The organism is Pseudoclavibacter caeni (assembly GCF_008831125.1).
Classification (GTDB): domain Bacteria; phylum Actinomycetota; class Actinomycetes; order Actinomycetales; family Microbacteriaceae; genus Pseudoclavibacter_A; species Pseudoclavibacter_A caeni.
Window position 1 is genome coordinate 1 of record NZ_WBKA01000002.1, and the last position, 16,868, is coordinate 16,868.

The 16,868-nt window shown below is 69.2% G+C and carries 16 protein-coding genes, 2 tRNA genes and 2 pseudogenes; 3 read left to right on the forward strand and 17 right to left on the reverse strand.

Going from position 1 to position 16,868, the window contains the following annotated elements:
* A pseudogene (locus F8O02_RS02575) lies at positions 1-229 on the reverse strand (ISL3 family transposase); the annotation flags it as partial.
* A 154-nt stretch (positions 230-383) separates the two neighbouring features.
* Here F8O02_RS02575 and F8O02_RS09375 point away from each other — a divergent pair.
* Positions 384-660: pseudogene (locus F8O02_RS09375) on the forward strand (IS3 family transposase); the annotation flags it as partial.
* Between the two features lie 27 nt (positions 661-687).
* Here F8O02_RS09375 and F8O02_RS02585 read toward each other — a convergent pair.
* The 10 genes from F8O02_RS02585 to aceE all read right to left on the reverse strand — a co-directional run bounded on the left by F8O02_RS02585 (position 688) and on the right by aceE (position 11,279).
* Complete coding sequence (locus F8O02_RS02585; protein ID WP_158035700.1) at positions 688-1,737, reverse strand: hypothetical protein; 1,050 nt, start codon at positions 1,735-1,737, stop codon at positions 688-690.
* 8 nt (positions 1,738-1,745) lie between these two features.
* Positions 1,746-2,246 (reverse strand): hypothetical protein, encoded by a 501-nt coding sequence (locus F8O02_RS02590; protein WP_158035701.1) that lies wholly within the window; start codon positions 2,244-2,246, stop codon positions 1,746-1,748.
* A gap of 383 nt (positions 2,247-2,629) precedes the next feature.
* Positions 2,630-2,703 (reverse strand) — tRNA-Ile (locus tag F8O02_RS02595).
* Between the two features lie 78 nt (positions 2,704-2,781).
* Positions 2,782-3,366 (reverse strand): PadR family transcriptional regulator, encoded by a 585-nt coding sequence (locus tag F8O02_RS02600; protein ID WP_158035702.1) that lies wholly within the window; start codon positions 3,364-3,366, stop codon positions 2,782-2,784.
* A 118-nt stretch (positions 3,367-3,484) separates the two neighbouring features.
* Entirely contained in the window at positions 3,485-4,738 is a 1,254-nt protein-coding gene (locus tag F8O02_RS02605; RefSeq protein ID WP_179416320.1) for a beta-ketoacyl-[acyl-carrier-protein] synthase family protein, read from the reverse strand.
* Positions 4,739-4,893: 155 nt separating this feature from the next.
* Complete coding sequence (locus F8O02_RS02610; RefSeq protein WP_158035703.1) at positions 4,894-5,148, reverse strand: acyl carrier protein; 255 nt, start codon at positions 5,146-5,148, stop codon at positions 4,894-4,896.
* Positions 5,149-5,238: 90 nt separating this feature from the next.
* Complete coding sequence (locus F8O02_RS02615) at positions 5,239-6,255, reverse strand: beta-ketoacyl-ACP synthase III (RefSeq protein ID WP_158035704.1); 1,017 nt, start codon at positions 6,253-6,255, stop codon at positions 5,239-5,241.
* 69 nt (positions 6,256-6,324) lie between these two features.
* Positions 6,325-7,263, reverse strand: a complete 939-nt coding sequence (locus F8O02_RS02620; protein WP_158035705.1) for an ACP S-malonyltransferase — start codon at positions 7,261-7,263, stop codon at positions 6,325-6,327.
* Positions 7,264-7,375: 112 nt separating this feature from the next.
* Positions 7,376-8,560, reverse strand: coding sequence for a PucR family transcriptional regulator (locus F8O02_RS02625; protein WP_158035706.1), 1,185 nt, complete (start codon positions 8,558-8,560; stop codon positions 7,376-7,378).
* Complete coding sequence (gene aceE, locus F8O02_RS02630) at positions 8,553-11,279, reverse strand: pyruvate dehydrogenase (acetyl-transferring), homodimeric type (protein ID WP_158035707.1); 2,727 nt, start codon at positions 11,277-11,279, stop codon at positions 8,553-8,555. Before aceE ends, F8O02_RS02625 begins: the two co-directional genes overlap by 8 nt.
* 166 nt (positions 11,280-11,445) lie before the next feature.
* Here aceE and F8O02_RS02635 point away from each other — a divergent pair, with 166 nt between their 5' ends.
* Positions 11,446-11,976, forward strand: a complete 531-nt coding sequence (locus F8O02_RS02635) for a redoxin domain-containing protein (RefSeq protein ID WP_158035708.1) — start codon at positions 11,446-11,448, stop codon at positions 11,974-11,976.
* Between the two features lie 70 nt (positions 11,977-12,046).
* Positions 12,047-12,120: transfer RNA gene (locus F8O02_RS02640), tRNA-Val, on the forward strand.
* 29 nt (positions 12,121-12,149) lie between these two features.
* Here F8O02_RS02640 and F8O02_RS02645 read toward each other — a convergent pair.
* The 6 genes from F8O02_RS02645 to F8O02_RS02670 all read right to left on the reverse strand — a co-directional run bounded on the left by F8O02_RS02645 (position 12,150) and on the right by F8O02_RS02670 (position 16,813).
* On the reverse strand, positions 12,150-12,971 hold the full coding sequence (locus tag F8O02_RS02645) for a dioxygenase family protein (RefSeq protein ID WP_158035709.1): 822 nt from the start codon (positions 12,969-12,971) through the stop codon (positions 12,150-12,152).
* Positions 12,972-13,033: 62 nt separating this feature from the next.
* Positions 13,034-13,477 (reverse strand): acyl-CoA thioesterase, encoded by a 444-nt coding sequence (locus F8O02_RS02650; RefSeq protein ID WP_179416319.1) that lies wholly within the window; start codon positions 13,475-13,477, stop codon positions 13,034-13,036.
* Positions 13,478-13,479: 2 nt separating this feature from the next.
* Positions 13,480-14,262 (reverse strand): amino acid ABC transporter ATP-binding protein, encoded by a 783-nt coding sequence (locus F8O02_RS02655; protein WP_158035711.1) that lies wholly within the window; start codon positions 14,260-14,262, stop codon positions 13,480-13,482.
* Positions 14,259-15,065, reverse strand: coding sequence for an amino acid ABC transporter permease (locus tag F8O02_RS02660; protein WP_158035712.1), 807 nt, complete (start codon positions 15,063-15,065; stop codon positions 14,259-14,261). Before F8O02_RS02660 ends, F8O02_RS02655 begins: the two co-directional genes overlap by 4 nt.
* Before the next feature lie 105 nt (positions 15,066-15,170).
* On the reverse strand, positions 15,171-15,950 hold the full coding sequence (locus F8O02_RS02665; RefSeq protein ID WP_158035713.1) for an ABC transporter substrate-binding protein: 780 nt from the start codon (positions 15,948-15,950) through the stop codon (positions 15,171-15,173).
* A gap of 116 nt (positions 15,951-16,066) precedes the next feature.
* On the reverse strand, positions 16,067-16,813 hold the full coding sequence (locus F8O02_RS02670; RefSeq protein WP_158035714.1) for a ParA family protein: 747 nt from the start codon (positions 16,811-16,813) through the stop codon (positions 16,067-16,069).
* Positions 16,814-16,868: the final 55 nt, after the last annotated feature.

The window sequence follows — 16,868 nt, forward strand, 5'->3', positions numbered from 1 at the left end:
ACAGCGTCGTCGGCCGATGCCCGAACGGCTCATGCGCCAGCGGACGCGTCACAGTGTCCCGCGGCACGCCCTCCGCGCCGCACTTTCGGCACCACGGGTCGTCGTCGAGGACACGACACTCCAACACAGCCCGATCAGGCTCGAGCAGCTGCCCAACGGCTTGAAGGCCGAGCTCGTCGAGGCGGCAGAACGTGGTCAGGTCAGGGGTCGCGAACGTAGGGTGGTGCATGTCGAGGTCTTCCGGCGGATGGGCAGTGTAGGAACTTCCATTCTGGAAGACCTCGACCTCTATCTGCGAACCGGCCGGCGCCCCTCGCCTACACCTTCAACTGCGAAGAGCCCCAGAAAGTCCCAAATGCCTGTGCTGGATTGGTACTGGCCGGCTCGTCCAAAAACTGGCTGCGGCCGGTGCCCACGTTCGGGGGCCGGTCGCGGTGACGTGCCGGGTGCTGAGAATGACGAAACAGGGATATTACAAGTGGCAGGCGACCGGTGTCGCAACGCGACTGGGACGACGCCCACCTGGCGAACGCTGCGTTTGATGTACACGCTGACGATCCTGAGTTCGGGTATGTGCTGATCGCCGACGAGCTCGCAGCCGCCGGTCATCAGGCATCGGAGCGGCCTGTCTGGCGAGTGTGGTCAGAGCTTTGCAAACAGATCTATACCAGTGTGTAGAACGATTCTTTAGAGGTACCCAGCCCGCTGCATCCGAGGGATGAGACGTGAGCTCGTTGTAGTGAGCAGCGCTCCGACTGCAGCCTGCTGGGTCAACGAGTTCACCCCGGTGATGCTCAATGACGCGGCAGTCATCCCCAGACCGAACATGGTGGCGCCCAGCCCCGGCGTCGCCAGCGCAGCAATGGTGCCGATCACAGCAGCCCTGAGATCATTGTCACTGATCGTCGTGCTGAGGTTAGCGTTCAACACCGAGATGACCTCAGCCGGTGTCTTGTCCTGATCAAGCAAGGCAACCAAGTCCGTCGATGCCTGGTGAACACTCCCAGCCGTGGATGCCCAGTCAGCGATGTTCGGAGCGTCCTTCATGACACCTCCAAAGCCGAAACCCACCGCCTTGGTGACGGTCTGACTAGTTCCACTGAGCACAGAGGGGATGCCGACGACGAGCGTCCCGGTGTCTGCAGCCAGCTGCGCGCGATTCGTCGAGCTCAGATAATTGTTGTACGCGGTGCGGTCATTGGTCGTGATCCAACTGGCCAGATACCGGGACTCCGCATTCGCTGCACAGGGATTGCTGGTGAATCCCGGTGTGTCGAGGAAGTGCGACAGGTACATGTACACCGTCTCACTGTCGAGATCTTCGGCTTGTGCGTCATGTGCTGAGTTCGCGACAGCTGCCTGCCTTGCATACGCGAGCAGAGCGCCGGTGTCACTGCAGTCCGTGGGCTGGCTGGGCAGTGAGCGCACTGCGGATGAGGTGGATGCAGCATCCGTCGTCAAGCTGGAACCTGCAAGATCGACGATCGACTCAAGGTCTGCGACCTGCTCGGGCGAGGCCGTGACGATGTCGTTCTGCGTCACGCCGATGGTGGACAGCCCTCCGACCATGCCGCCGATCTGAGTGATGGCCGCCGCCTCGTCAGCGGTGATCCCCGTCGCCTCGTCAGCCGATGCAGCCGTGGTGGGTGACGCACCAACCAGCCCCAGAGTGAGCGCCACAGTCAGCGCAGCCGGCGTGTACGCACCGCCTCGCGCCCTCATGTTCGATACTTTCATGACCCCTCCTACTTGATTCTCCGGCGAACGAACATGCTCGCACGGTCGCATGGATTGAAGTATGTACCGATCAGGAACAGTGCAGTGCACACCAGCGCAGCACTGTAATAGATAAACATGACAGTGTGCGACCCCGCCAACGCTGCCTCCTGACTGACCCCGCGGGTGGGCGCCGCGACCCGTTCCTGTAGCAGTGGCTGCAAGTAGAGTTGCGCGAAAGCAAGTGTCCCGACCAGATAGATGGCTGCGACAGCGATCTCCCAGCCCAATGCCGGGCGAAACCAGCGCAGCACCACTGATTGGAAATACTGCCAGTCATGACCAGAGTTATGCACCATCAGTACGGTGAAAATAGCGAAGGCGCCAACGGCAGTCATTCTGGTATCCCGCGGATAGCGTGAAGGACCGCCCAGGGAAAGGACGAGTCCGTGGTCGTAAGCCACGTCGAACCAGACAATCGGGGTAATTAAAGCGATCACGACTACTGCGATACCGATCCAGGCCTGCACACGGGAGTTACGTCGCCTGAGCTGGAGCTCATCCCAATCCTGGGAGACCTGCGCGTCGGCGAGTGCCGGGTCGGCGGAGATCCTAGACTCATGAGGAACGCCGCAAGCGCTGCATATATGCAGATCTCCCCGGTCAAAGTACCCACACGCTGCGCAACGCATTGGCTTGAACACCGGCTACCCCCTATCTGGAGTGTAGTTCCGCCTTGAGTGCGGATCAATGGAACAACGTGCCTCAGTGAGTTTGTTTGAGCGTGTGGGCGCTGATGGGGTGCCCGTGCGGGACTTGATCCCCGCCCCGCGGCACGCTGACGCGCACCGCAACCGAGCGGGGCCCCACCACGACGACGGCTGCGCCGTTCGCGGGTCCTGCGTCCCGCACGTGGGGCGTGCGGGACTTGAACCCGCGACCAAGGGATTATGAGTCCCGTGCTCTGACCAGCTGAGCTAACGCCCCATGCGCCGGACGCGACCGCGGAGGCCGGGCTGCGGCCGGCATCCTCGACCTGCGAGGGCACCGCGACAGTCTACCGTGTCAGCGCGCCTCGCCCGCATCAGGCACGGTCTGCCGGCTCACCCGCTTCGGCGGACGGCCGCGGCGAGGCCGCTCCTGGTCCACGGGGAAAGCGGTCGGCGTGCGCGAGGCCTGCTGGATCACCTGGCGCAGCCAGTTCGTCTCGGCGTTGAGGACGCTGTGGTAGCCGAGCCAGACCATGCTCGTCAGCGGCTCGGGCAGGCCGTCCATCGGCGCCGTGGAGCGCTGAAGACAGGCGTCGAGGTTGCGCTGGGCGACGGCCTGGCCGTCCACGCTCGGCAGCGAGAGGGCGAGCGACACCTTGCGGATCGTGTCGATCGTCGCAGCGCCCTCGTCGACGGTCTCCAGCCAGTGCCGGAAGACCGCGAGGCCCTGTTCGGTGGGCTCGTAGAGCACCCGTCCATGCTCTGGGGTGTCGAGCTTGTGCACGAGCCCATCGCGGGCGAGCCGGTCGAGCGTCGAGTAGATCTGGCCGGAGTTGACGTCGAGCAGGCCGGCGGTGCGGCGCAGCAGCTCCTGACGCAGCTGCGTGCCGTAGCACGGCGACTCGGCGAGGATGCCGAGGATGCCGTAGCGCACGACCATGTCCCGTCTCCTCCCAGGCGCCCTCTGCGGCGTCCCGTGGCCGCATCCTTCGACGCGGGCACCTCATGGTACCCGCAGTCGGGCGGCGTCGGCGTCTGCCGCGCCGCCCGAGCAGCGGTCAGGCGGTGCGCAGCCCGACGACCGCATTGTGCCCGCCGAACCCGAACGAGTTCGAGATCGCGAACAGCTCGCCCTGGGCGGGCAGCGCGTACGGCTGGCCGGTCGGGGCGAGGAACGGGGTCTCCGGATCCTGCTCGTCGAGGTTGATCAGGGGCGGGGTGCGCCGCTCCTCGAGCGCCTTGACGGTGAACAGCGCCTCGAGCGTGCCGGTGCCGCCGAGCAGATGCCCGGTGTTGCCCTTCGTAGCCGCCACCGGAATGCCGTCGAGCGCGTCGCCGAGCACCGAGTGCAGCGCCTTGTACTCGGCGATGTCGCCGATGGGTGTGGAGGTCGCATGCAGGTTGATGTGCGCGACGTCCGCCGGGGTCTCGCCGGCCTGTTCGAGGGCGGCCTCGACGGCCCGGGCCGCGCCGTGGCCCTCGGGGTCGGGCGCGGTGATGTGGTAGGCGTCGGCGGTGACCGCGCCTCCGGTGAGCTCGGCGTGGATGCGCGCACCGCGGGCCTTCGCGTGCTCTTCCGTCTCGAGCACGAGCACCGCGGCGCCCTCACCCATGACGAAGCCGTTGCGGTGCACGTCGAGCGGCCGGGACGCGGCCTGCGGGTCGTCGTTGCGCTTGCTGAGCGCCTTCATGTTCGCGAACGCCGCCAGCGGCAGCGGGTGGATGGTCGACTCGGTGCCACCGGCGATGACCACGTCGGCGAGGCCGAGCTGCAGGTGCTCCCACGCGTTGACGAGCGACTCGGTCGACGAGGCGCATGCGGAGAGCACGGTGCGGGCGAACGCGCGGGCCTTGAACTCCAGCGAGATCGTGGCGGCGGACGCGTTGGCCATGAGCATCGGCACGGTCAGTGGCATAACCCGCCGCACGCCGCGATCCCGCAGCGCGTCGTACGAGTCGAACAGCGTCCACACGCCACCGATGCCGGTGGCGAAGTCGACACCGAGCCGCTCGGGCTCGACCTCCGGTGCACCGGCATCCGCCCAGGCCTCCCGGGCGGCGACGAGAGCGAGCTGCGCGGAGGGATCATGGCGCTTCACCTCGATGCGGGTGAGCACCTCCTCGGGGCGCACCTTCGCCTGACCGGCGAAGGTGACCGGCAGGTCGTACTTCTCGACCCACGGGGCGTCGATGGTGCTGATGCCGGACTCGCCGGCCAGCAGCGCCCGCCAGGTGGACTCGACGTCCCCACCGAGGGGATTGGTGGTGCCGAGTCCGGTGACGACGATCTTCTTGTTCACTGCGGTCTCCATGATCTGTCCGCGAGCAGCGGACGCGACCGGCGCCTCGTGGGCGTCCGGTTCGTCGAACGGGTGCGCCGGCCCGGCCCGGGTCGGCGTGGTGATGCGGCGAGGCGGCGGACCGCGCGGATCCGCCGCCTGTCGTGCGCGGCCTCAGCCGCGTCCGCTCACTTGGCCTCGCTGGCCTTGACAATGTAGTCGACGGCGTCGCCGACGGTCTTGAGCTTCTCGACCTCATCGTCGGCGATCTTCACGTCGAACTTCTCCTCGGCGTTGGCGACGATCGTCATCATCGACAGGGAGTCGATGTCGAGGTCGTCGGTGAACGACTTGTCCATCGCGACGTTCTCCGCAGGGACGCCGGTCTCCTCGTTGACGAGCTCCGCCATGCCCTTGAGCACCTCTGCCTGAGTGAGTGCCATTTCCTTCTCCTTCTGTCGAAGATCCCGGGGGATCACTGTGTGGTTGGTCCGGTTGCGTCGGCGGGGCCGACGGTCGTGCGGGCGGCCGGCTCAGGGGAGCACGACCACCTGTGCACCGTACACGAGACCGGCGCCGAAGCCGATCTCGAGGGCAATGTCGCCGCTCTTCGCCTGCCCGGAGTCGATGAGCGCCCGCGTCGCGATCGGGATGGACGCGGCCGACGTGTTGCCCTGGTGGGCGATGTCGCGGGCGATGACGACCCGCTCGGGCAGCTTGAGCTGCTTGGCGAACTCGTCGATGATGCGCATGTTCGCCTGGTGGGGGATGAACACGTCGATGTCGTCCGGGGTGATCCCGGCCTCCTCGAGCGTGCGCCGGGCGATCTTCGCCATGTCCCACACCGCCCAGCGGAAGACGATGCGGCCGTCCTGCCGCAGCGTCGGCCACGGCACCGGCTCCTCGCCGTCGCGGCCGTCCCGGTACTCGGTGAGCGAGCTCGTCATCCGGATCGTCTTCCAGTGCGAGCCGTCCGAGCCCCACACCGTGGGGGAGATGCCCGGGAAGTCGCTGGGGCCGACGACCGCGGCGCCAGCACCGTCGCCGAGCAGGAACGAGATCGAGCGGTCGGCGGGGTCGATGATGTCGCTGAGCTTCTCGGCACCGAGCACGAGGACGTGGTGGGCGAGCCCGCTGCGCACGAGCGCGTCCGCCTGGCCGATCCCGTAGCAGTAGCCGGCGCATGCGGCGGAGATGTCGTACGCGGGGGCCGGGGTCGCGCCGATCTGGTCGGCGAGCCAGGCGGCCAGCGAGGGGGTCTGGTAGGGGAACGTCACGGTCGCGACGATGATCGCGTCGATGTCCGACCCCTGCAGCCCGGCGTGCTCGATGGCCTGGCGGGACGCGGCGAGGGCGAGATCGGCCACGCCGACGCCGACGGAGGCGCGGTGCCGGTCGATGATCCCGGTGCGCTGGCGGATCCACTCGTCAGACGAGTCGATCGGCCCCACGATGTCGTCGTTGCTCACGACGAGGTCGCCGCGGGCCGCGCCGACGCCGAGGATGCGCGCGTATCGCGCGCCGTTCGCCGTGCGAAGTGCTGTGCTCACTGTCCTTGCTCGATCCTTCCGGTGGCCATGGTCGGCCACGCGATGCCTGGGCGGGGTCCCGCCGCAGGGTCAGTCCGTCAGATGCGCCGCCACGAGATCCGCCGCGGGGGCGAGGTCGCCGGGCCCCTTGATCGCCTGCGTCGGCAGGCCCTTCAGCTCACGCCGGGCGAGCCCGGTGAGCGTGCCGCCGGGCAGCAGCTCGACCATCGCGGTCACGCCGTGCTCCCGGAACGACCGCTGGCAGGCGTCCCAGTGCACGGGTGAGGCGACCTGTTCGACGAGCAGATCGACATACCGCTCCCCGTCGGAGACGATCGAGCCGTCCGCGTTCGTCCACAGCGGCCCGGTCGGGTCCTGGGCGGGGAACCGGTCGCGGATCGCGCGCAGGTGATCCCGGGCCGGCGCCATGTACCGGGTGTGGAACGCGCCGGCGACGCTCAGCGGGATGACCCGGATGCGGTGCGGCGGCTCGGCGACGAGTCGCTCGACGGCGTCGGTCGTCCCGGCCGCGACGAGCTGGGCGGCGCTGTTGAAGTTCGCCGCGTTCAGGTCGAGCTCGGCCAGGCGGGCGAGGATCTCGTCCCGATCGCCGCCGATGACGGCGGCCATGGTCGTCGGGGTCGCGGCGGACGCCTCGGCCATCGCCTGACTGCGCTCGCGCACGAACGCGGCGGCGACGTCCGGGGTGAGGACGCCGGCGAGGGCCGCAGCGGTGATCTCGCCGACCGAGTGACCAGCGTACCCGTACGAGACGTCGTCAACGCCGCGGGCGGCGAGCTCGGCGGTGAGGGCCTGCGCGCTGATCAGCCCGGCCGCGACGATGAGCGGCTGGGCGACAGCGGTGTCGCGGATGCGCTCGGCGTCCCACACGGTGCCCGCGGCGACGAGATCGATGCCGGTGGCCCGGGAGAGCTGCTCGGCGAGATCGCGCAGCTCGGGTCGCTCGAGCCAGGGGGCGAGGAAGCCCGGTTTCTGTGAGCCCTGTCCGGGGCAGGCGAGAAGAATCATCGTTCTCAAGTCTGGTCGATCCAGAGGAGTCGCCATGTTGGTCGTCCCTCACAAAAAGACACGGGGTCGATTGGCGTCAACCGCCAATGGCCGCATCCTCGCCGACTGCCCGTCACCCGGCGTTGATCGCACCGAGGATGAGCGCCGTCTGGAGGATGAGGGCGTCACGGGGCTCGGTGGGATCCCAGCCGACGATCTCGGCGATGCGCCGCAGCCGGTAGCGCACCGTGTTCGGGTGCACGTACAGCTCGCGGGCGGTGCCCTCCAGCGAGCGGCCGGTGTCGAGGTAGGCGCGCAGCGTGCCGAGCAGGTCGGTCGTCTGCTGGCTCAACGGCGTGTAGGCACGCTGGATGAGCGTCACCCGGGCGAGGGGATCGCCGGCGAGCGCGCGCTCGGGCAGCAGGTCGTCGGCGGCGACGGGACGGGGTGCGCCGGGCCAGCCGGGGACGGCCGCGTAGCCGGCCTGCGCGGCGCGCGCGGAGGTGCTCGCCTCGAGGATTCCCGGCACCGGCGGGCCGATCACGACGGGGCCCGGAGCGAACAGGTGCAGCATCCCCTCGACCACGTGGGTGACCGACCAGGGATGCACCTGGCCGCCGTCGACCGGCACGCTCTGCCCCAGAACGAGCACGATCCGGTCGGCCTGCACGCCGATGAGCATCTCGCTGCCGAGGCGTCGGGCGGATCGGCGCAGGTGCTCGGTGTCGCCGGTGATCTGGCCGCTGGCGATCACCACGTGGATGTCGCCGACCGCCTGCCAGCCGAGCGCGGCCACCCGACTGGGCAGCTCGTCGGCCGACTCTCCGTTGAGGATGGAGTCGACCACGAGGGCCTCGAGGCGGTCGTCCCACTGGCCGCGCGCCTCCGCGGCCTTCGCGTAGACGTCCGCGGCGGCGAAGGCGACGTCGCGGGAGTAGGTGAGGAACGCGTCCCGCAGCTCGGGGTCGTCGGCGGTGAACTGGTCCTGGACGACGGAGATGACGACGCGGACGAGCTGCAGGGTCTGCTGCAGCGAAACCGACCGGATCAGCTCCCGCGGGGCGTTGCCGAAGATGTCGGCGGGCACCCAGGTGTCGGCCTCGGCGTCGGCGAACCAGTTGATGAACGACTGGATGCCGGACTGCGCGACCAAGCCGATCGCCGACCGGCGGGCCGGGGGGAGCGCGGCGTACCACGGCAGGTCCTCCTCGAGCCGGTGGAGGGTCGCCGTGGCCATCTCACCGCTGATGGAGCGCAGCCGGGCGAGGGTGCGCTCGCGCACCGCCCGCCCGCGCTCGGCGGTGGTGTCGTCACTCATTGGCGGCCGCGGTCTCCGTCACCGGAGAGGGGATGTTCATCAGGTCGTAGCGGGTGATCGCCTCGACCGGCGCCTGGGTGGGCACGATCCCCTGGTCGGCGAGCTGCTCCAGCGTCCGCACGACGATTGACGGCGCGTCGATCCTGAACGCGCGCCGGGCGGCCGCGCGGGTGTCGCTGAAGCCGAAGTCGTCGGCGCCGAGCGTCGCGAACGGCCGGTCGAGGAACTGGCGGATCTGGTCGGGCACCGCCTTCATGAAGTCGGTGACCGCGACGATCGGCCCGGGGGCGTCAGCGAGCTTGCGGGTCACGTACGGCTCGCGGCGGGGCTCGGCCGGGTGCAGGAAGTGGTGCTCCTCGGCGGCGAGCCCGTCGCGGCGCAGCTCGTTCCAGCTGGTCACCGACCACACGTCGGCGCGCACGCCCCAGTCCTCGGCGAGCATCTGCTGGGCCTCGAGCGCCCAGGTGACGGCGATGCCGGAGGCGAGCAGCTGCGCCTGGGCCGGCCCGCCCTGGGCGGGGGAGACCCGGTGGATGCCGCGGATGATGCCGTCGACGTCCACGTCGTCGGGCTCGGCCGGCTGCACGATCGGCTCGTTGTAGACGGTCAGGTAGTACATGACGTCGGGGTCCGGGTGGTTCCCGCCGTACATGCGCTCGAGCCCGCTCTCGACGATGTGGGCGATCTCGTAGGAGAACGCCGGGTCGTAGGAGATGACGGCGGGGTTCGTCGAGGCGAGGATCGGGGAGTGACCGTCCGCGTGCTGCAGGCCCTCGCCGGTGAGCGTGGTGCGCCCGGCGGTCGCGCCGACGAGGAACCCGCGGGCCCGGGCATCCGCCGCCGCCCACAGCTCGTCGCCGGAGCGCTGGAAGCCGAACATCGAGTAGAAGAGGTAGACGGGGATCATGATCTCGCCCTGCTGGGCGTACGAGGTGCCGAGCGCGGTGAACGCCGCGGCGGCGCCGTCCTCGTTGATGCCCACGTGGTACAGCAGGCCCTGCGGGCTCTCCTTGTAGGCGAGCAGCAGTTCCCGGTCGACCGATATGTAGTGCTGGCCGTGGGGGTTGTAGATCTTCTTCGTCGGGAAGAACGAGTCGAACCCGAACGTGCGGCCCTCGTCGGGCAGGATCGGCACGAGCCGGTTCTCCCAGCCCTTCTGGGCGAGCAGGTCCTTCAGCAGCCGCACGAACGCCATGGTCGTGGCGATGCGCTGCTTCCCCGTGCCCTTCTTGACATGGTCGTAGGCCTTCGCGGGCGGCAGGTCGATGTAGGTGGGGTTGTTCCGCCGGTCGGGCACATACCCGCCGAGCTCGGCGCGCCGCTCGCGCATGTAGCGGATCTCCGGAGCGTCCTCGCCCGGGTGGTAGTAGGGCGGTGCCCAGTGGTCGTGGGCCTCGAGCTCCGCGTCCGAGATCGGGATGCGCATGTGGTCGCGGAACGTCTTCAGATCGTCGAGCGTGAGCTTCTTCATCTGGTGGGTGGCGTTGCGACCCTCGAACGAGGGGCCGAGCCCGTACCCCTTGATCGTGTGGGCGAGGATGACCGTCGGGGAGCCCTTGTGCTCCACGGCCGCCTTGTAGGCGGCGTAGACCTTGCGGTAGTCGTGCCCGCCGCGCTGCAGCGCCCAGATCTGGTCGTCGGTGTAGTTGGCGACGAGCCGGAGGGCGCGGGGGTCGCGGCCGAAGAAGTGCTCGCGCACGAACGCGCCGTCCTCGGTCTTGTACGTCTGGAAGTCGCCGTCCGGGGTGTTGTTCATGAGCTTGACGAGCGCGCCCTCGGTGTCGGCGGCGAGCAGCGGATCCCACTCCCGGCTCCAGACGACCTTGATCACGTTCCAGCCGGCGCCGCGGAAGAACGACTCGAGCTCCTGGATGATCTTCGTGTTGCCTCGGACGGGCCCGTCAAGGCGCTGCAGGTTGCAGTTGATCACGAACGTCAGGTTGTCGAGCTGGTCGTTGGCGGCGACCTGCAGCAGGCCGCGCGACTGGGGCTCGTCCATCTCGCCGTCGCCGAGGAACGCCCACACGTGCTGCTGCGAGGTGTCCTTGATCCCGTGGTTGAGCAGGTAGCGGTTCACCTGGGCCTGGTAGATCGCGTTCATGGGGCCGAGCCCCATCGACACGGTCGGGAACTGCCAGTAGTGATCCATGTGCCGCGGATGCGGGTAGGAGGGCAGCCCGCCGGCGACGGAGCGCTCCTGGCGGAAGCCGTCGAGCTGCTCGGCGGTCAGCCGCCCCTCGAGGAACGAGCGGGCGTAGATGCCCGGGGAGGCGTGTCCCTGGATGAAGACCTGGTCGCCGCCGCCCGGATGGTCCGGCCCGTGGAAGAAGTGGTTGAAGCCGACCTCGTACAGGGCGGCCGACGACGCGTAGGTGGAGATGTGCCCGCCGACCTCGATGCCGGGCCGCTGCGCCCGGTGGACGAGCACCGCCGCATTCCAGCGGATCCACCGCCGATAGGTGCGCTCGAGCTCCTCGTCGCCGGGGAACTCCGGCTCGTTCTCCGGGGCGATCGTGTTGATGTAGTCGGTCGTCGGGATCATCGGCACGTTGAGCTGCAGGTCCTTCGAGCGCTTGATCAGGCTCATCATGATCTGCCGCGCCCGTGCACGCCCGCGCGCGCCGACGAGGGCGTCGAGCGACTGCTGCCACTCCCGGGTCTCGTCCCGGTCTGGATCGACGTAGTCCGGCGCGTACGGATCCTGGCTGTTGACCGTCATCAGTTCCTCACCTTCTCGGGGAAAGACCACCACGGATTTTGGCGGATGGCCACAAGACAGTGTACGTGGCCGACCAGAAATGCTCCGCTTCTTCACCCGGGTCGTATACGATAGCTGCCTGACGGGCCGCTGACGCCACGGTGAACGCCCGAGATACACTCGCCCCGTGATCACCACGCTGCCCCCGTTCGCCCTGCCCGACCAGTTCGGCGCCGTCGTCCGCCGCGAGGACCTCGCCGGACCGATCTGCCTCGTGTTCTACCCGCACGCGTTCACCCCCGTGTGCACCGGCGAGCTCGACCGGCTGGCCGCGGCGCACGACAGGTTCCACGCCGCCGGCGTCCACCTGCTCGCGGCGAGCACCGACCCCGTCTCCGCCCTGGCCGCCTGGCACCGGGCGACGCCCCGGCCGTTCCCGCTGCTGAGCGACTTCTGGCCGCACGGCGCGCTCGCCGCCGCGTGCGAGGCGTTCGACCCGGCCACCGGCGACGCCCGGCGGGTGAGCCTGTGGGCCGACGCCGACGGGCGGGTCGTCGACCGGGTGTCCTCCCCGGCGGGAAGCCCGCGCCCGGGGGAGTGGTACGAGCGGATGCTGCGCGCGGCGTCCCCTGCCGCGCAGCCGCGAGCCGGCACGCCGCCCACGGGTGCGAGCGAGGCCGCACCGGCGGGCGCGCCCGGCGGCCCCGGCCGGATCTGACCGGCGTGCCCCGACACGGGGCGAACGGACGACGCAGCCCGGTAGAATCACCACGGCGGGCGACCGCCACGGGCCCATAGCTCAGGTGGTCAGAGCACCTCGTTTACACCGAGGGGGTCGGGGGTTCGAGCCCCTCTGGGCCCACCGTCAGACCGGCGGCACGGCCGATCCGCTCAGGCGGTGATGAAGCTGCGCATGCTGATCGCCCCGAGGTCGATCGACTCGTTGAAGAACCGCAGCTCCTCGCCGGGGTGCAGCAGCGCCATCGCCGCGATCATCGGTCGGTAGTGGTCGTCGGTGGGCACGGCCAGCCGGGCGGCCGTGCCCACCCGGAACGGGTCGAGCAGGGTGCCCAGGTCCCGTTCGCGGATCGCCGCCTCGGCGACCTCGTCGAACTCTCGGGCCCAGTCCCACACAGCGCCGTCGCCGCGCATCGAGCGCAGCGCGTGGACGATGTTCCCCGAGCCGATGAACAGCACCCCGCGGTCGCGCAGCCGTCGCAGCCGGCCGAACAGCTCGTGCAGCCGGGGCAGCGGCAGACTGTAGTCGATCGAGATCTGCAGCACCGGCACGTCCGGATGCGGGGCCAGCCAGCGCAGCACGCTCCATGTGCCGTGGTCGAGCCCCCACTGCCGGTCGAGGGCGATCTCGTAGCTCTGCATCCAGTCGACGAGCCGGTCGGCGGCGATGCGGGCGACGTCGTGGTCGCCCGCCGTGTCGTAGCGGACGTGGTAGAGCGGCTCGGGGAATCCGCCGAAGTCGTAGATGACCCGGTTGCGCGGGGCGTCGGTGATCGACGTGCCGCCGCGGGTCAGCCAGTGGGCCGACATCACGATGATCGCCTGCGGGTGTGGCAGCTCGCGGCCCAGGCTCGCCCAGGTGCGGGAGTAGATGTTGTCCTCGATCGCGTTCATCGGCGATCCGTGACCGACGAACAGCACCGGCATCCGTTCCGAGGGGTGCAGCCGCTCCTCGATGTCATGCAGCTCGTACACGCGAGCCTCCTTCGATTGTCGCTACAATCATTGTAGCGACATGGGGCGGCTGTTGAAACGGGTCAGTGGCGCATCCGCGGCGCCTCGCCCACGTGGGCGTCGAGCACAGCCCGCTCGTCGTGGGTGATCCGCCGCGGCCGGGCGCCGTCGCCGGTCATGAACACGAGGCCCACCGTGCCCACCGCGCACAGCGCGTCATGCTGGCGCAGCTCCCAGGCGAGGGTGAAGTCCGCGCCGCCGATCGCGGTCACCCACATCCGGAACCGCACGGGGACGAGGTCGAGCCGCACAGGCCGGCGGTACTCGATGCACTGGCCGGTGATGAAGGCGGGGTTGCGGCCGAGGCCATCACCGTCGAGCCGAGTGAGCGACTCGCCGCCCGCCCCGCGTGCCTGCGCGAAGAAGAGCACGCGCGCCTGCTCCACGAGCGCCAGGATCGCCACGTTGTTGACATGCCCATAGGCGTCCGTGTCGCTCCAGCGCAGCGGGACATCGCACTCGACCACGTTCACGCCTCCGGCCCACCCTCGGCGACGACCTCGGCCATCCCGACCTCGGTGGGGTGCAGCACCCGCTTGAGGAACTCCCGGGTGCGCGCGTTGCGCGGATGCTCGATCACCTCCGCAGCCGGCCCCTGCTCGACGATGACGCCGCCGTCCATGAAGGCCACGACGTCGGCGACGTCCCGGGCGAACGCCATCTCGTGCGTGACGACGAGCATCGTCATGCCGGCGTCGGCGAGCCCCCGCATCACGGCGAGCACGTCGCCAACGAGCTCCGGGTCCAGGGCGCTGGTCGGCTCGTCGAAGAGCATCAGCCGCGGGTCCATGCTCAGGGCGCGGGCGATGGCGACCCGCTGCTGCTGCCCGCCGGACAGCTGTGCCGGCATCGCGTCCCCGCGGTCGGCCAGGCCGACCTTGCGCAAGTTCGCCAGAGCGACCCGCTTCGCCTCGGCGCGGCCACGATGCAGCACCCGCTCCTGGGCGATGGTGCAGTTTCGCAGCACGGTCAGGTGCGGGAAGAGATTGAACTGCTGGAACACCAGGCCGATCCGCCGGCGCACGCCGTCGATGTCGACGTCGGGATCGGTGATCTCCGAGCCGTCGACGACGATGGTGCCCTCGTCCGGGGTCTCGAGCATGTTCACACAGCGCAGCACCGTCGACTTGCCGGAGCCGGACGGGCCGATCAGGCACACCACCTGGCCGGGCTCGACGGTGAGATCGATGCCCTTCAGCACGGCGTTGTCGCCGAAGGACTTCCGGACGCCCTGGAGAGTGATCGCACTCATTTCGCCGCCTTCGCCTTGAAACTGGTTCGTGTGGTCTGGAGCTCGAACCGCCTGGCCAGCCAGCTGAGCGGCACCGTGATCACCAGGTAGCAGACGCCGGCGACGACCAGCGGGGTCAGCCCCGCGTCCGCGGCCGAGAGCGCCTGACGGCCGAACTTCGTCAGCTCATACTGGTCGACGGTGAGCCCCAGCAGGTACACCAGCGAGGTGTCCTTCGTGAGCAGGATCAGCTCGTTGGTCAGCGGGGGCAGCACCATCCGGAACGCCTGAGGGAACACGATCGAGCGCATCGCCCGGCCGCGGGACATGCCGAGCGACCGGGCCGCCTCGTACTGGCCGGGCGGCACGGCCTGGAGCCCCGCGCGCAGCGTCTCGGAGATGTAGGCGGCCGAGACCATGCCGAGCGAGAGCATGACCGTCACGTAGATGTTCAGATTGATCGAGAACGCGCTGGGGATGCCGTAGCCGAAGGCGACGAACACGAGCAGCGCCGGCAGCCCGCGGAACAGCTCCGTGTACACGGTGGCGATCCACCGGTACGGGGCCACCGACGACATCCGCATGAGCGCGAGCAGCGCCCCGCCCAGCAGCCCGAACCAGAAGGAGATGAGCGTGTAGACCACCGTGTTCCACAGGGCGGTGGTGATCACCTGCGGGAACTGCTCGGCCGCGACCCGCAGGTTGAAGAAGGTGTGCACCATCTTCGGCCAGTCGGTCAGAAGGGCGAGGACGACGATCACGATCACGAGGATCGCGTACTGGATGGCGCGCGAGATCCGCGCGCGCCGGGCGGGTGAGCTCATCTCTGTCTCCCTGGGGTGTCCGCCGGCGACGCGCTCCCACGTCGCCGGGCCTGTGACACGCGGCGGGGAACCGGTCTGCGTGGACCGGCTCCCCGCCGCACTGGCTCAGCTCTCGGCCGCGCCCCACTTCTGCAGGATGCCGTCGAGCGTGCCGTCGCCCTTGATGCGCTCGATCGTGGCGTTGACGCTGTCGAGCAGCTCGGTGTTGCCCTTGCGCACCGCGATGCCGTAGGTCTCGTCAGTGGGGATGGTGCCGATCTTCACCAGTGTGTCCGGGTACTTCTTGAGGTGCTCGTTGGAGGGGGCGACCTGGTCGATGACCACGTCGATGCTGCCGTTGTCCAGTGACTCGGCCGCCATCGAGGCGTCCTCGAACTGCTGCGGGTTCAGCCCGTGCTCGTTCGCCCAGTCCTCACCCGTGGTGGCCTGCTGCACGCCGACCTTCCGCGTGCCGTCAGTGGCCTCGTCGACCGTCGTGATCCCCGAGTCCTTCCGCGTGATCACGGCGAGGTCGTCGTGATAATAGGGGTCGGAGAAGTCCATCTTGGTCTTGCGCTCGTCGGTGATCGTGATGGCGCTGATCGCGATGTCGCACTTCTTGTTGTCGAGGTCCTGCCCGGACTGCAGCCCCTCGAACGCCGTGTTGACCTGCTTGAGGTCGACCCCGAGGTCCTTGGCGATCTCGGCGGAGATGTCGGCGTCGATGCCCTCCACCTTGTCACCGGTCGTCTGCTCGAACGGGGGATACGAGGCTTCGGAGCAGGCCGTCAGCGAGCCCTCCTCGATCAGCTTGCCGCCGCCCTCGGTGCTCGTGCACCCGGACAGCAGGAGTCCTCCGGCCGCGCTCAGCGCGACGGCTGCCATGATGGTCCTGCATCTGCTCATGTTCTCAGTCCTTCGTTCCGGTCCATGCGTCGGAGGCGTCCGGGAGCTTCCCGGGACCGCGACCGATGTCGTTCACAGGTTCCTCATGGTAATCGACGCCGTGTTTCCAAGAGGTGTCACCGCGCCGGCTCGGCGAGGGCGCGCACATGATCCCACAGCCGCGCGGTCGCGACCGCGGCGGGGGAGCGGGGCGCGAAAGCGGGCAGCGGCCGACGGCGCAGCCCCATCTGCTCGACGGCCGATGCGGACGGCACCACGATGGGCAGGATGCGCGCATCGGCCGCGGGCAGCTCGGCGATCGCCTGTGCCTGGGCGCGGCGACGGCGGTCGGCCATCGAGAAGAATCCCACGACAGGGGTGCCGGGCGCGTGCTCGGCGACCAGGTCGAGCACCTGGTCGAAGGCGCGCAGCGAAAGCGCGGCGGGGACGAGCGGGACCACGATGACATCCGCCGCGTCGATGACGTTGCGCGCCACGAGTGACGCGCCGGGCGGAGCGTCCAGCACGGTCCACGCGTGGCCGTCGTCGAGGTCGCACAGGACGCGGCGGATGCGATGGCCCGACTTCTTCGCCTGGTCGAGCTCGAGCTCGAGGTCGCGGTAGGAGTCGTCGGCGGGCAGCACGTCGAGCCCGGGCTCGTCGGTCTGGCGGATGGCCCGCTGGACGTCGGTGCGTCCGCGGACGAGACGGTCCGCGCCGCCCTTCAGCCGGGGGCGGACGCGCAGCAGGTAGGTCGTCGCACCCTGCGGGTCGAGATCCCACAGCAGCGTGGGCCCGGTCTGCGCGGCGTGCCAGGCGAGGTTCACCGCCGTGGTCGTCTTGCCGACCCCGCCCTTGGTGCTGAAGACCGCGATGGTGCGCATGCGGACATCGTACACACGTCCGCCCCGGCCGGAGCCGGGGCGGACGTGAAATGCT